The sequence below is a fragment of the Priestia sp. FW507-14D1A genome, assembly GCF_058781295.1.
This window is the reverse complement of the sequence record NZ_JBYSWQ010000007.1, coordinates 26,987-41,263: the sequence shown is the minus strand read 5'-3', so window position 1 is coordinate 41,263 and position 14,277 is coordinate 26,987. Positions and strand designations below refer to the sequence as shown.

Annotated in this window: 18 protein-coding genes; 7 read left to right on the top strand and 11 right to left on the bottom strand. The window is 38.3% G+C overall.

What is annotated here, in order from left to right:
• Positions 1-198 precede the first annotated feature (198 nt).
• From AC3WJG_RS21350 to AC3WJG_RS21335, 4 genes are all read right to left on the bottom strand, one after another.
• On the bottom strand, positions 199-615 hold the full coding sequence (locus AC3WJG_RS21350; RefSeq protein WP_016764756.1) for a YhfM domain-containing protein: 417 nt from the start codon (positions 613-615) through the stop codon (positions 199-201).
• 161 nt (positions 616-776) lie between these two features.
• Positions 777-941, bottom strand: a complete 165-nt coding sequence (locus AC3WJG_RS21345; RefSeq protein WP_165918639.1) for a hypothetical protein — start codon at positions 939-941, stop codon at positions 777-779.
• A gap of 12 nt (positions 942-953) precedes the next feature.
• Complete coding sequence (gene clpP, locus AC3WJG_RS21340; RefSeq protein ID WP_337134305.1) at positions 954-1,535, bottom strand: ATP-dependent Clp endopeptidase proteolytic subunit ClpP; 582 nt, start codon at positions 1,533-1,535, stop codon at positions 954-956.
• Positions 1,536-1,962: 427 nt separating this feature from the next.
• A complete protein-coding gene (locus AC3WJG_RS21335; RefSeq protein WP_098332019.1) occupies positions 1,963-2,385 on the bottom strand; it encodes a MerR family transcriptional regulator in 423 nt (140 codons plus the stop codon).
• A gap of 199 nt (positions 2,386-2,584) precedes the next feature.
• Here AC3WJG_RS21335 and AC3WJG_RS21330 point away from each other — a divergent pair, with 199 nt between their 5' ends.
• Positions 2,585-3,028, top strand: a complete 444-nt coding sequence (locus AC3WJG_RS21330; protein ID WP_372497652.1) for an HIT family protein — start codon at positions 2,585-2,587, stop codon at positions 3,026-3,028.
• A gap of 31 nt (positions 3,029-3,059) precedes the next feature.
• Here the strand turns inward: AC3WJG_RS21330 and aspA are convergent, their stop codons facing one another.
• Both aspA and AC3WJG_RS21320 read right to left on the bottom strand, forming a co-directional pair.
• On the bottom strand, positions 3,060-4,490 hold the full coding sequence (gene aspA, locus AC3WJG_RS21325) for an aspartate ammonia-lyase (RefSeq protein ID WP_014459383.1): 1,431 nt from the start codon (positions 4,488-4,490) through the stop codon (positions 3,060-3,062).
• Between the two features lie 20 nt (positions 4,491-4,510).
• Positions 4,511-5,494 (bottom strand): asparaginase, encoded by a 984-nt coding sequence (locus tag AC3WJG_RS21320; RefSeq protein ID WP_060746329.1) that lies wholly within the window; start codon positions 5,492-5,494, stop codon positions 4,511-4,513.
• A 268-nt stretch (positions 5,495-5,762) separates the two neighbouring features.
• Between AC3WJG_RS21320 and AC3WJG_RS21315 the strand changes: the two genes are divergently transcribed.
• Complete coding sequence (locus AC3WJG_RS21315; protein ID WP_028409189.1) at positions 5,763-6,119, top strand: helix-turn-helix domain-containing protein; 357 nt, start codon at positions 5,763-5,765, stop codon at positions 6,117-6,119.
• A 23-nt stretch (positions 6,120-6,142) separates the two neighbouring features.
• On the opposite strand, the gene AC3WJG_RS21310 is transcribed toward AC3WJG_RS21315, so the two are convergent.
• The 3 genes from AC3WJG_RS21310 to AC3WJG_RS21300 form a co-directional block, all read right to left on the bottom strand.
• Complete coding sequence (locus tag AC3WJG_RS21310) at positions 6,143-6,535, bottom strand: hypothetical protein (protein ID WP_028409190.1); 393 nt, start codon at positions 6,533-6,535, stop codon at positions 6,143-6,145.
• 146 nt (positions 6,536-6,681) lie between these two features.
• On the bottom strand, positions 6,682-6,852 hold the full coding sequence (locus AC3WJG_RS21305) for a hypothetical protein (protein WP_013057775.1): 171 nt from the start codon (positions 6,850-6,852) through the stop codon (positions 6,682-6,684).
• A 286-nt stretch (positions 6,853-7,138) separates the two neighbouring features.
• Positions 7,139-8,629, bottom strand: coding sequence for an MFS transporter (locus tag AC3WJG_RS21300; protein WP_337134120.1), 1,491 nt, complete (start codon positions 8,627-8,629; stop codon positions 7,139-7,141).
• A gap of 296 nt (positions 8,630-8,925) precedes the next feature.
• On the opposite strand from AC3WJG_RS21300, the gene AC3WJG_RS21295 reads away from it, so the two are divergent.
• The 5 genes from AC3WJG_RS21295 (at position 8,926) to aimA (ending at position 12,915) form a co-directional block, all read left to right on the top strand.
• On the top strand, positions 8,926-9,240 hold the full coding sequence (locus tag AC3WJG_RS21295; RefSeq protein ID WP_013083854.1) for an ArsR/SmtB family transcription factor: 315 nt from the start codon (positions 8,926-8,928) through the stop codon (positions 9,238-9,240).
• A gap of 70 nt (positions 9,241-9,310) precedes the next feature.
• Entirely contained in the window at positions 9,311-9,739 is a 429-nt protein-coding gene (locus AC3WJG_RS21290; RefSeq protein WP_028409192.1) for a DMT family transporter, read from the top strand.
• 12 nt (positions 9,740-9,751) lie between these two features.
• Positions 9,752-10,204: a DMT family transporter gene (locus AC3WJG_RS21285; protein ID WP_102813088.1), complete on the top strand. Its 453-nt coding sequence runs from the start codon at positions 9,752-9,754 to the stop codon at positions 10,202-10,204.
• 239 nt (positions 10,205-10,443) lie between these two features.
• A complete protein-coding gene (locus AC3WJG_RS21280) occupies positions 10,444-10,899 on the top strand; it encodes a hypothetical protein (protein ID WP_014459377.1) in 456 nt (151 codons plus the stop codon).
• 393 nt (positions 10,900-11,292) lie between these two features.
• On the top strand, positions 11,293-12,915 hold the full coding sequence (gene aimA, locus AC3WJG_RS21275; RefSeq protein WP_098524736.1) for a glutamate/serine transporter AimA: 1,623 nt from the start codon (positions 11,293-11,295) through the stop codon (positions 12,913-12,915).
• A 30-nt stretch (positions 12,916-12,945) separates the two neighbouring features.
• Here aimA and AC3WJG_RS21270 read toward each other — a convergent pair whose 3' ends face one another.
• Together AC3WJG_RS21270 and AC3WJG_RS21265 are read right to left on the bottom strand one after the other, a co-directional pair.
• The gene (locus AC3WJG_RS21270; RefSeq protein WP_028409194.1) at positions 12,946-13,365 is read right to left on the bottom strand and encodes an Rrf2 family transcriptional regulator; all 420 of its coding nucleotides are present in this window, start codon (positions 13,363-13,365) and stop codon (positions 12,946-12,948) included.
• A gap of 99 nt (positions 13,366-13,464) precedes the next feature.
• On the bottom strand, positions 13,465-14,109 hold the full coding sequence (locus AC3WJG_RS21265; protein ID WP_102813089.1) for a hypothetical protein: 645 nt from the start codon (positions 14,107-14,109) through the stop codon (positions 13,465-13,467).
• Between the last annotated feature and the right edge of the window lie 168 nt (positions 14,110-14,277).

Below are 14,277 nucleotides of genomic sequence, written 5' to 3'. Positions count from 1 at the left end.
AAGTGTAATTCTTTGTTGCTACATTTAAAAATTGCTGCTTGTCACCTCTCACATTTAATACTTCTATACCCTCATATCAAGCGCATTAGTAATGAGCAGCTTTGGACCTTCGAGATCATCAAGCATATCGGTGAAGATAGCTTCAATATGAACAAGTGCAGTTTTAGCTTTCATTGGACATTGTTGTATAGCTGCTTTCTATTTCGGTTCTACTAATTCAATAAATGATCTTGCTTGTTTGCCCTTTAACTGTGCGTAGTGTGTATCTGTAGCTAATTCAACGGTTTCGTTTTCTAAGTTGACCCACATCCGATAAGATTGTACCTTTATATCCTTTTTTGTTTCCACCGGTTCAAAGTGGAGAATGTAGTTAGGTTTTCGAATCATTTCAGCTTTTTCTTCTCTCCATGATACATCTTTTAACCACTGCTGCACTTTCTGCACTTGATTTTGGTCTTTCATTTTAACCGCATGGCCATATTGATTATCGGCTATGTATTTTTCGATTACGAGCTTTTGTTCAACAGTACCGCTTGAAGCACTGCTTTGCTGACATCCTGTTATCACCCAACAAATAGCAATGAGAACAACTAATCCAGACCATACTTTTTTCATTTACATCTACCTTTCTTTGTGTAATTGAAATGAGATGTTCTTGTTGAATGATGCTACCAGCTGCTCGTTTTTAAATCTCTTTTTGCATTCTCCTTTCTTCATCTAAATCCCTGCTTCATTTGCTCAAAAAAACTGAATCCCCGAAAGGATCCAGTTTTTCGTTACGATTCGACATCTTCTATGACATGAACAGCGCGAATAGAGGCGTTTATTTTTGCCTGCTGAACGTACTCTTTTGCTTCTTGTATCGTCATTGCTTCTACCTCTTGATAAAAAACTACGTTTTCCCATTCATATTCTACTGAATAACGATTTGCTTTTTCCACAGAATTCCCTCCTTATTGATGAACTAAAATTTGATCAATCATGCCATATTCTTTTGCTTCATCCGCTGTAAAAAATGTATCTCGATCAGTATCTTTTTTAATTGTTGAAAGCGACTGTCCTGTTCGTTCAGACAGCAGTGCATTTAAGTGGTCTTTTAACCGCAAAATACGCTTTGCTCGAATCTCAATTTCAGCTGCTTGTCCTTTTGCCCCTCCTAGCGGCTGATGAATCACCACTTCGCTATTAGGAAGAGCAAAACGTTTCCCTTTTTGACCGCCCGCTAGTAAAAATGAACCCATAGATGCTGCTAGCCCTATACACAATGTGCTTACATCTGCACGTATAAGCTGCATCGTATCAAAAATAGCCATGCCAGCTGTAATAGATCCTCCCGGTGAATTAATATAAATGCTGATATCTTTTTCTGGGTTTTCTGCATCTAAAAATAAAAGCTGAGCGATAATGCTAGTAGCCACTTCATCCGTAACTTCACCTGTGAGCATAATCACTCGGTCGAGCAACAGCCTTGAATAAATATCATAGGCACGCTCTCCCTTGCTTGTTTGTTCCACTACATATGGAGTTAAGTTCATGTGACCGCCTCTTTCCCCTGAATTAGTACGAGCAAATTTTTTCACTTTTGTACTGATTTCATGATTTAAAAATGAATCTCCTATCAAATCTTCATCCGTAAATTTAATTATTAGAGAATGTCTTTCTTGCTGCATATGCAAGCTTTCATCCCGGTAAGTCACAGCAACTGCAATCTCTGCCTGTGGATATAAAACGGCCTCTTCCGTGTAGAGCTCTATTAATAGAGGTTCATCGTCGATATGTTTTACTTCGATTTGCCCCTGTTCGTTTTCCAGGTATCCATTTAAGTTTGTCGTTTTAAACAGACCTTCGGGCAGCTGAATATCAATCGTGATGTTTTTTACTTTTACTTGCGAACGTTCAAATGCAATACAAAGGTGGTTCATTCCTTCTTCTTTTTCCATCACTGATTTTGCTAAGGCCAATTTAATCATGCGATGAATGATCCTTTAAAATCTGAGTAACAGACTCAATCACTTTTTGCCGTACGTCCGCTGATAAATTTCGGTTCATAGCGACAAATACATCTTCATTCACTTGATGCATTTCTTGATTTTGAATTTGTTTACTTCGGTAAAGAGGAAGCTGCGCACCGATGTTTTTTACTTCTTCATCACTCATTGAACGCAGCGTTTCTTGAATGGAAGCTAATGACTCCCCTGCTTTTGATAATGTTAAAACAGCTCGAAAGTAGTGAATGTGCTGATCTGTATACACGCGTTTATTCCCTACTAGAACTAGCGGAGGAACGATTTCTATTTGCGTGTAATATCGTACCGTACGCAGGTTCAAGTCCGCACCTTCATTATTTAATAACTCCGTAATTTGCTTGCCTGTATATGTATTCAAACAATTCCCCCTTGTTAGTTACAGTTAACTGTTACACTATCATTATACTGTAATCATTTTGTTTTTACAATTAAAACCATGGTAAAAATTTGTAAAATATAAGAGAATTAAAAAAGGTAATGTAAAAAATAGCTGCTTATATCTCAAGCTATTTCTTCCAATAATTACTACGCTATACTTTATAAAAAGGAGAGAACGCATAGTGGGGAATCAACGTATAGATTGTTTGGGATGTCGATTAGCAAATAACCAAGAGAAATCACATGTGATATTTGAAGATTTGTTTGTGACATGTCTGTTAGACCACAAGCCATTTAACGAAGGCCACCTCTTAATTCTTCCTAAAACACATATAGTGGAAATCGACGAATTTGATACTGAACACATGCTGTCCGTGATGAATGCAGCGAAACTAATGACAAAAGCAGTGAAGACACTCTTTGTTCCAGACGGAGTTACTCTCTCTCAAAACGGGGGAATGTTTAACGAGTTAACTCATTTTCACATGCACATCGTTCCATGCTACCAAGAGGAGTGTTTCGGAGATTTTTATACGCAAATTCCCCAGTTTGCTGAAAAAGATGACGCTTTGGCTGCAACAGCTCAGAAAATGCGCCGCGTCATTCAGCAAATGTCTTTATAAAAAAACGGCTTCCTTATGGAAGCCGTTCTTTTTACTGACGATCAAACAATGAACTTCCTGCAATACCAGGGTTTGTCATTTCAAATGGATTTAAAATGAGATCTAATTCCTCTTCTGTTAACACATCGTATTGAAGGCAAAGCTCACGAATTGGTTTTCCTGTTAAAATCGCTTCACGCGCAATACGCGATACGACTTCATAGCCTAAGTGAGGGTTAACAGCTGTAATAATTCCTACGCTTTTTTCTACATATTCTTTCATGCGCGTTTCGTTTGCTTCAATTCCTGCTAAACAGTGGTCTGTAAAGCTTCTGAAACCGTTATTCATAATGCTGATTGATTGAAGCAAGTTAAATACAAGCACAGGTTCCATGACGTTAAGCTCCATCTGACCTGCTTCTGAAGCAAGAGAGATCGTTTGGTCATTTCCCATTACTTGAAACGCAATTTGATTGATTAATTCAGCCATAACCGGGTTTACTTTTCCTGGCATGATTGAAGAACCAGGCTGACGAGCAGGAAGGCTGATTTCTCCTAGACCTGCACGAGGTCCAGATGCCATTAAACGCAGGTCATTTGCGATTTTAGACATATTCGTCATACAGATTTTAAGCGCTGCAGATACTTCTGTATAAGCATCTGTATTTTGAGTAGCGTCCACTAAATGCTCTGCATGCACAAGAGGCAGACCGCTGATATCGGCTAAGTGCTTGACTACATTTTCAATATAGCGAGGATCTGCGTTTAAGCCTGTTCCAACAGCTGTCGCTCCCATATTTACTTCATGCAAATGGTCACGCGTTGCGCTGATACGCTTAATGTCGCGCGCCAACACGCGGCTGTATGCTTCAAACTCTTGACCAAGACGAACGGGTACAGCGTCTTGAAGGTGCGTACGGCCCATTTTAATTACATGATCAAATTCTTGCGCTTTTCGTTTAAACACATCGTGCATATCATTCATTGTAACAAGAAGTTTATTTAATAAGTTCAGCGTTGAAATATGAATAGCCGTTGGAAATACATCATTTGTTGACTGAGACATATTCACATGGCTGTTCGGACTTAATTTACCGTATTCGCCTTTATTGTCTCCCATAATTTCAAGGGCACGGTTTGCGATAACTTCATTAGCATTCATATTCATTGACGTTCCTGCTCCACCTTGGATAGGGTCCACAATAAAGTATTCATGCCACTGACCTGCTAAGATTTCATCAGCTGCTTGCACAATCGCATTTCCAATACCCTCATACAAGCGCTTTGTATCCATATTTGCAAGCGCTGCCGCTTTTTTTACAATAGCAAGCGCTTTAATCATTTCTTCATGTACTTTATAACCCGTAATCGGGAAATTTTCTACGGCACGTGCGGTTTGTACACCGTAGTATACGTCTGCTGGGATTTGTTTTTCTCCTAGAAAATCAGCTTCTGTACGATATCCTGCTGTTTCTTGTTTCATAGCTGTACCTGCTTTCTTTTTTAATTAATATCTTCTGCAATCGACGTTTCCATCATCTTTTTAACTTGGTGAGGGTCTTTGGTTTGTCCGAGCACCCACATTAATTTGGGAACAATGGCTTCTGTGTTCATGTTTTTTGAGCGAACGACGCTATCATGATTAATCATTCGGCCTACTTCATAAATGCCCATGTCTTCTCCTTCTTCAAGACATTGAGTCGTAATGACAACGGATACACCGTGGTGTGTTAACTCAACAAGCTTGGCTAAAATGTTGCGAACTTGAAATGGAATACCTCCACTTCCATAGCTTTCAACAACAACGCCTTGATATACATCCTTTAATCCATCGAAAAATTCGGGTTTAATGCCGGGAAACAGTTTAACAACCGCTACATCCGTACAAAGAGATGTATTAACCGTCAGCTCTTCTTTACTAGAGGGAACGGGTTTTGTATATTCCACCGCATTATCATGGATAGACGCCACGTATGGATAATTAATGCTTTCAAATGCATCATAGCTTTTTGTACGAAGCTTGATTGCTCTTGTGCCTTGAATCACACGACCGTCAAAGACTACATAGACTCCGCCTGTTTCTTCACAAGCAAAGCGAATCGCATCTGCAATATTGCGCTTCGCGTCCGTTTTACTAAATGAAATAGGAATTTGAGATCCTGTAATCGCAATTGGTTTTTTAGAATGCTGAAGCATGTAAGAAAGAGCTGCCGATGTGTAGGCCATTGTATCAGTTCCATGGGTGATAACAAAACCATCGTATTCATTATAATGCTCTTCAATCGCTTTTGCCATCTCTATCCAACATTCTGGCTGCATATTTGTACTATCAAGATTCATAAGAGATTTGCTGTCAATTTGACAGTGTTCATTTAAATCAGGTATGTAGCTTAGTAATTGATCTGGCTCCATTCCAGGAACAAGTCCATTTTCACCTTCAAGTGAAGCGACCGTTCCACCAGTTGATAACAATAATAGTTTTTTCAAAACCGACATCCCCTTTGCTTAATTTTTGTAAAAAAACCTGACAATCTATCAAATAAATTATATTCATTTCGCGTACTTCACCTGTAATTATAGTAACCAAAAATCAATAAATCAAGAGAAAAATTATTCGTTTCGCGTACACTTTTTTCTGCAGCAATGATATAATGAATAAAAATGTAAATTAGCTCACGGTTTGATTACAAAGATCTGCGCGCGAGCTGAATGCCTCGGTTTTTTTACATACTATACCTACAAAGGAGCGTCATGAATGTTAAGCAGATTAGCTCAACTCAGGAAAGAAAAAAAATGGTCTCTTCAATATACAGCTGACCAGCTTGAAATTGCTAAAAGCACTTACGCAGGATACGAATCTGGCTATCGTCGTCCTTCTCTTGAAGCACTCGTTACAATCGCAGAACTATTTGATACATCAACAGACTACTTGCTAGGTAAGGAAAAGGAACCTCATTCTCTTTCAGATGCATCCATCGAATTAACATCGCCTCAACCTCATACGATTACAGTCGACGGTGCGGAACTATCTCAAGAAGAAATTCAGCAGCTGACGGCTTTTATTCGTGCTAAAAGACAAATTGAAAAAGAAACTGCACCTTCTTCAATTTAAAGAAGATTAGAAGCAGGGTGCTTCTAATCTTCTAGCTGCATTTCTAAATACCCTACTACTTCTTTTGTTATTTCCTCTTCTGTTTCTTCCAGCAGCTCGCCGGTTATCTTGCTGCCTGGGAGCTTCCTCGAAGAACGGATGCCCCAAAACGTGCGTACACAGTGCCAGATAGGAATAAAAAGACCGTCTAAAAACTCACCTTTTTCCAAAATACCCACTTGAATGGTGGCGTGGTAACCAGGCTGAAAAGGATTTGCCCCTTCACGGATCACTTCTACAGAAAGCTCCATCCCCTTTTTTTCAAAAGCTTCTTTATATTGTGCATATATTGATTTGAGAAGTTCTTGCATAGATCTTTCAACTGTATGTATATGTTGTTCTAACTGCGGCGTAAATTGTTTTGCGGTGTATTCCATCTATCTCCCTCTTCTTTCGGTTCCCTACCCCTTATTTTAGCGACTTTCATTTTATTGTATCATAAGAAAAGCGTTCGTCTGTCTAGAAGAAAACCCCGCTTTTTTGTAGAAAAGCGGGGTTTATACATACCTTTACTAGCAATACCTTACATTGCTTTATCTTGTTTAGAAGATGATTTTAATTTTTTATTTTTAGTTGGATCTGGCTCATTCGAAGACATGATAATGTTTCCTTCGCCGTTGCACACTTTGCACTTTATAAATCCAAATTTCTTACCGGCTCCTTGGCATTGTGGACAAACATATCGAATTGGCATAAACTGTACCTTCCTTCTTTCTAATTTATACCTGCGCATTGAAAGCGCCTATGGCTAGTTTATAGTTTTATTATAAGTTGTACAATCCACCCTATCAAGACGTGCCAAATTGCACATCTTTAATGGCAAGAAATTCTTCCTTTCTAAAATTCACCTGAAAAATGAGTCGATAGACAGGAGAATTTCTTTTCTTGTCAAAAGGCAATACGTCAGAGGAAGTTTCTTATTGGATATAATTAGCGGATGTTTGCGCTAAAAATTTTGCGCATTTTCGCGAAGCTATAGGTTAAACAACCGTTTTATCTCGAATTTCTTTTGAAATGGTTACGTCTTTCCAAAGCTGTTCGTATTTATAACCCGTTAAACTTTCACAAACCGCTTTCGCTTCAGGAGTAACGTCTTTCGCTCGGCCTCCCTTTTTTCTTCTTTGAATTTCAGTTAATAAGATTTTGTGATTTTCGGGACTTATTTTAAACCATATGGTTGCGATAATTCCAGCGAGAATCAAAATAGCAGGTACAATCATGAACAGCTTTTGCAAGCCCGTTAGCGTAGACGCTGACTGCTCGGCGTTTGGTACATAGCCAATATTTTTTAAGGCAACACCAACAAGAAAAATCGCAAGCGCCTGAGAAGATTTTCGAATAAACGACATCAGCCCTGCATACACGCCTTCTCTTCTTTTTGTCGTAATCATTTCATCTACATCTGATACGAACGGCAGTACATTCCATGGAATCATAATCGCTCCTGAATGACCGCTTCCTAAGAAAAATGCTGCTAGATAAATAAGAACTAAAGAGCTATCTGTTGTTAGGAAACTGAATAAAATAATGCCCGTTCCCCATATGATCATGCTGAAGTTATAGGTTAATTTATTTCCTAACTTAATGGCTATGTACGTAACAAGAGGAATAAATAGCACCTGTGTAATTTGGACAAAGCTTAGGGTGTCTGCATAAATAGCTTCGCGCAGCATGTAATAGGCAATAAAATAAAAGAAAAGAGCATTAAATACATCCATTGCAATGTAAGATGCTAAGTACATGGCAAGATACACGTTAAACGACTTGTTTTTAAATGCACTTCCAAAACTGATAAAAAGCTGCTTAAATTCTAACCAAAATCCGTTTTGCTTTTTTCGTTTCACTACTTCTCCGCTATCCCATGTTCCTTTATAGACAAAAATCCATGGAAGAGCAAAAAGAAGACCAAAGATAATGCCCATGATTAAATACCCTTGTCCACCTGGAAACGCATCAATGATTCGTTTTGGGAAGAAAGCGCCTAAAAATGAAGCGCCTTGTGAAAAGACCATGCGTATTCCCGTCATTTTCGAACGAATGCTATAATCTGTTGTCATCTCTGCTGCTAGCGTATTGTAAGGAACCATGACCATACCAAACGCCGTGTTAAATAAAAGATAGGCTAAGATAAAATAGGTGTATTTGAACATATGCGAGCCTTCAATAGGAATCCACAGCATACTGAACGTGATGGCAACTGGAATGATTCCAAAAAGAAAAAAGACTCTTCTTCGTCCTTTTTTCGTCTGAAGATGATCAGATATGTACCCAATGGTTGGATCTAACAAAGCATCCCACACTTTTCCAAGAGCTACAATCGTTCCTGCTTCTACAGGAGAAAGCCCGACTACATCCGTTAAAAAAACCATAAATAATGTGCCGATGATAAAAAAGGATCCTCCGCCAAACAAATCCCCAAATCCATACGCTACCATATTACGAAAGCGCACTTGTTTTGTTTTCCCTTGCATATGCAGCCCTCCCCCTGAGTAAATAGACTAGCTTCTTTTGTTATTCACTTTTTTCTATTTTACTAAACTATCCCTTGAAAAATAAGGAATATGTCACCTTTTCTACTCAAAAGAATAAGATACTTCTTGGTCATATAACATAGAAAGATGACTGGGTAAACCGTTCTTCTTTATCCTCTATTATAAGTTGACTTTTCTTGCACAGCTGTTATAATTCAACCCATCGCTTGTTATTCGACTATAAAATGCAAACTTGAACATTTGACATCTGAGCTGTTACGAATAAAATAATAAGTATGAAACCTATTGATATCTTTAAAGCATTATCTAATGAAACTCGATTAAATATATTGGAGTGGTTAAAAGAACCTGAAAAGCATTTTAAAGACAAACAAGCACATTTGCCTAAGGAGGTCAGCAGCAGAGGCGGTGTTTGCGTGGGAGATATTCAGGAAAAAGCTCAGCTGTCTCAATCCACAGTGTCCAGTTATCTTTCCATGATGCAAAAAGCAGGTTTGTTAGAGTCAATTCGGCACGGTCAATGGACATACTATCGCCGAAATGAAGAAACGCTTCAAGAGCTTTCTTCATTCTTACGAAAAAAACTTTAACGAGTTTTTTTCACTCATTATATCTATTTTTCTAGATATACAAATATAAAGAAATATTGGAGTGATAAATGTGAAGTTGTTGGTTTATTTGGTTGCGGTTCTAGGCGGCGCTGCTTTAAGTATGGAAGGCGCTATTGCCGGAGAACTTGGAAAAACAGTGGGGAAACTTGAAAGCAGTTATTATATTTTTATCATGGGAACTCTCATTTTAGGTCTGACCACTTTATTTGCTGGAAAAGGAGATTTACCTTACGTCTTAAAAGCACCTAAGTGGAATTTAACCGGCGGTTTATTAGGTACGGTGTATTTAACAATTCTAGTGATTAGTATCCCCTTTATCGGAATTGGCGTTTCAATGGTTGCTGTTATTGTGGGCCAAATGATTACAAGCATGATTATTGAGCATTTTGGTTGGCTTGGCAGCAGCAAAATTAAAATTAACAAAGAACGCGTAATGGCTATTGTATGTATGGGAATTGCGCTTGTACTTATTTTCTAGGAGGATTTTACGATGAGTTTATTGATGGTGATACTTACCTTAATAGGAGGATTAACGCTAAGCGCTCAGTCTTCTATTAACGGCACACTAAGTAAAAAAACAGGTACGTTTGAAACAGCTTTTTTAACTTTTGCGACAGGTGCCATGATTTTAACAATTGTCGTTGTATTCTTTGGTCAAGGAAACATTCTCTCGGTTTTTGATGTCCCTAAATGGCAGCTTACCTGCGCTTTATTCGGAGCATCTTATTTATTTCTAACGGTTTTAGCTGTACCTAAAATTGGTGTAACAGCAGCTAATATCTCAACTGTTATCGGTCAGTTATTTGCAAGTATGATTATCGACCATTTCGGCTGGTTTGGAAGCAAGGAAGTACCCTTTGATCTATCCCGCTGGATTGGTGTAGCATTTATGTTATTAGCTCTTTATTTTATTTTCAAAGGCAATAAGAAAATAGCAGCATAAAATGTTCATGAAAATAGCCAAGTGTCCCTATGTAAAGGCGCACTTGGCTATTTTTGTACGTAAACCGCATTTGAATTTTCAATCAATTATTTAGAACATATTTTATTTAAACTAAATTGATTTTAAATAAGGTAAATTCCACAAAAAAATTGTGCATACCTTCCTGCCTTTGTTCAAAAGATAAAGAGGCAGATCTAGAAAATCGGCTACATAAACGAACAGGTAAGGTGGGTTTTTTCGTGGGAAAATTTTTATTTTTAGCAGCATTTGTCTTTTTTTGTTTTACGCTTTCCATTTCCGCAGAAGAAAATATACCAGAAGAAAATATAGAATCACACGTAAGTCAGCCTGTAGTAAAAGATTTTATTTATCAATCTCTTGAACCTTGGGTACATCAAGATATTACTTCTCATTATGAGAAGGTTTACGGTAAACAGCATAAAAAAGTAAAAGTTCGCCCGATTAAAAAAGATGATATCGGGATACAAATGGGTGAAATACAGCCCGGTAAAGGCGGTAAGTTCACTCATATTGTGCGGGTAAAAATTTTAAACTTAAAAGTAAAGCCTGAAGGAGAAGATGAATTTTTTGCAACGGATACGCTTATTTATAAAGTGAATATTAACGAACTTTCTGCTGAAAATGATGTAGAAAACGTTGTAAAACTGCTTGAGTATAAACATCAAGAAAGATAAAGGTCCAACTCTCCCCCCTTTTGAAGGTATGTATTCCTCTATTCAAAAGGGGCTTTATTATGAAGCGCGTTTTTTCTTCACATTTTTAGGGAATACAACTACCACTTATCCCCTATTTTTTTCATATTGCTAGTGCATAAGGTATGAACTTGATAACTTTTTGTCGGTTTTTATCTATTTCTGTAGGGTTTCCTGTAGGATGAAAAAGTAAGTAAAGCGCTTTAATTACCGTGACAGAAAGGTTGAGGATAGCTGTCCTGCATAACTGGAAATCAATAGGTATTAAGAACTGCATGTAACGACAAAAGTTGACAACCAAAGATTTCAGAATAATAATAATAAAGCAACAATGTTTAAATGAAAGACTTATTTTACATGAAAGGTGTTAGTCAGATGAACAATTTACATCGAAGAATGGGAACATTCGCGTTAACCATGACGGGACTTGGATCAATTATTGGGTCCGGCTGGTTATTCGGAGCTTGGCGAGCAGCTCAAATTGCAGGGCCGGCTGCTATTTTATCATGGGTCATTGGAATGGTCGTTATTTTATTTATTGCACTTTCTTACAGTGAATTAGGATCCATGTTTCCCGAAGCCGGCGGGATGGTCAAGTATACGCAGTACTCACACGGTTCGTTTATTGGTTTTATCGCTGCTTGGGCAAACTGGATTGCGATTGTATCCGTTATTCCAGTGGAAGCAGTAGCTTCTGTACAGTATATGAGTTCGTGGCCTTGGAAGTGGGCACAGTGGACAAGCCACCTCGTAGAAAAAGGAACGTTAACTGGCGAAGGATTAGCCATCGCTACTGTGCTATTGATTATTTACTTTTTACTGAATTATTGGACAGTTGGACTATTTTCTAAGGCCAACTCGTTAATCACTATTTTTAAAATTGTTATACCGGGACTTACAATTGGAGCACTTTTATTTGTAGGCTTTCACGGTGAGAACTTCACTTCTGGAAGCAGCATCGCACCAAACGGCTGGGCTAGTGTGCTAACAGCTGTTGCTACATCTGGAATTGTATTCGCTTTTAACGGTTTTCAAAGCCCCATTAATATGGCTGGAGAAGCAAAGAATCCTGGAAGAGCTATTCCGATTGCGGTTGTAGGCTCAATTTTAGTGGCTACAGTCATTTATTTGCTTCTTCAAATTGCTTTTATCGGTGCGGTAAATCCTTCTGATATTGCGCAGGGATGGAGTCATTTAAATTTCAACTCTCCATTTGCAGATTTAGCTATTGCCCTTAACATTAACTGGCTTGTCATTGTACTGTATGCAGATGCGTTTGTTTCACCATCTGGAACGGGTATTACGTATACAGCTACTACTGCTCGAATGATTTATGGTATGGAACAAAATAAATATTTGCCAAGTGTTCTAGGACGCCTTCATCCTATTTATGGTGTTCCGCGTCAAGCCATGTTTTTTAACTTAGCTGTTGCTCTTGTCTTTTTGTTTTTATTTCGGGGCTGGGGCGTGCTGGCTGAAATTATTTCAGTCGCTACGCTTATTTCTTACATTACAGGTCCTGTTACGGTTATGACGCTAAGACGAACTGGCAGCGATTTATATCGTCCCCTTCGTTTAAAAGGATTAAGCATTATTGCGCCGCTAGGTTTTATTTTTGCTTCATTAACGCTATATTGGGCGCGCTGGCCGCTAACTGGACAAGTTTTGTTTATTATTTTAATCGGCCTTCCTATTTATTTTTATTATCAAGCAAAGGCTAAATGGAAAGGCTTTCGACAAAACTTCAAAGGCGGCGTATGGATGGTTGTATACTTACTTTGTATGATGACTATTTCATGGCTTGGAAGCGAAAAGTTTGGAGGCCTTAATGTTATTAAATATGGATGGGATATGGGAATTATTGTTGTTGTTTCCCTTCTCTTCTACACATGGGCTTTAAAAAGCGGCTTCAAAACAGAGTATTTAGAGAATGGAAGAAAAGTAAATGACGGCTTAAAAGCAGCAGCGGCTGAAACAGCCGCTTCCAAAGAGTCATAACAAAAGCACCTTGCATGAGCAAGGTGCCTTTTAGTGAGCAGTTCTAACTTTTTTCAGCACGTCTTCGATCGTCATTTGATCTAAATGCCTGATTACGCTTTGCTCACTCTCTGTAAAAATGTCGTCCATCACTGTTTGAATGTTTGATTTGACAATACAGTCAGCGTCAGGGTCGCCGCTGCACCAGTGAGGCTTCAGCGTTCCTGTCGATATAACCCGGTAAATCAATCCAAGACTTATTTCAGCAGGGCTGCAGCCTAAAGTATAACCGCCGCCTAGCCCTTCTTTTGTCCGAACCAAGTTGTTTTTTCTGAGTGTACTCATTATTTTCCGAACCCGTGCAGGATTAGTACAGATGTTATAAGCAATCGATTCACTGCTTGCTCGGTGATCTGGTAAATTTGCTAGGAACACTAAGCTGTGCACGGCAATGGTAAATTCACTGTTCATCTTCCATAAACCACCTTTTTTGTTTCTCTACTGTAACGTTAAGTGACACAGTTGGAAAAGTCAAGAGAGCAAGGAGGGAAAGAAGAACTGTCGCTTTATTTATTCACGGTCTTCTTTTTCTATACTTTCTACTTCATTAGCTGAGTTGATTTCAAGGTATACCGTCTTTTCTTTTAAACTGCCCTTTTCTTCTTTTTCAAAGTCTGTGCTTTTTTGATACGTTTTTTTGCCGTTTGGAACTTTTACCGTTATATGTTTGTTACTTTCTTCTATAAAAACACCTACAATTTTACGCTCGTCTCCATCTTGTTCATAAACGCCATTTTTATCTGCTTTTGCTTTTGGAGTTAATTCAATACTAGTTGCTTCTTGTTTAGCTGCGTCAATTTCAGCTTCTACTTCTTTATTAATCATATCTTTTAGCTGTGAGCCTTCCACTTCCATCCCAGAGCTTTTTGGTACTTTAACGAGTTGATCATCGATATTCAGCGTTATTTCTTTTTCAGCGTCTTTTTTTAACGTACCGATCAAGTCAAAATCTTCATCTTTCCCTTTTTTAATGTCTGGGTCGCTTGAATACTGCTGTAGCTTTGTCAATTCTTGACGGTCTTCAATTGGTTTTTCCTCTGCTTTATGATTATCAGATTTTGTTTTATTAGCTGGTTCACCTGAACAAGCTGACGCACTTCCAATCATACACATAGCGATTAAGAACATGATTCCTTTTGTTAGCTGTTTTTGCATATGTATTCTCCTTTTTCTTTTTTATTTCCACCTTTATACATATGTAAAACAAAAAAGTGAGACATAGCTACATACAGGAAACCTACGCTCACCCTACCAATAAAAAAATCCGAACGAGTTGAATTCTCTATCAAGAATCAAACCCGTTCGGATTTTCTTTTAACTAAA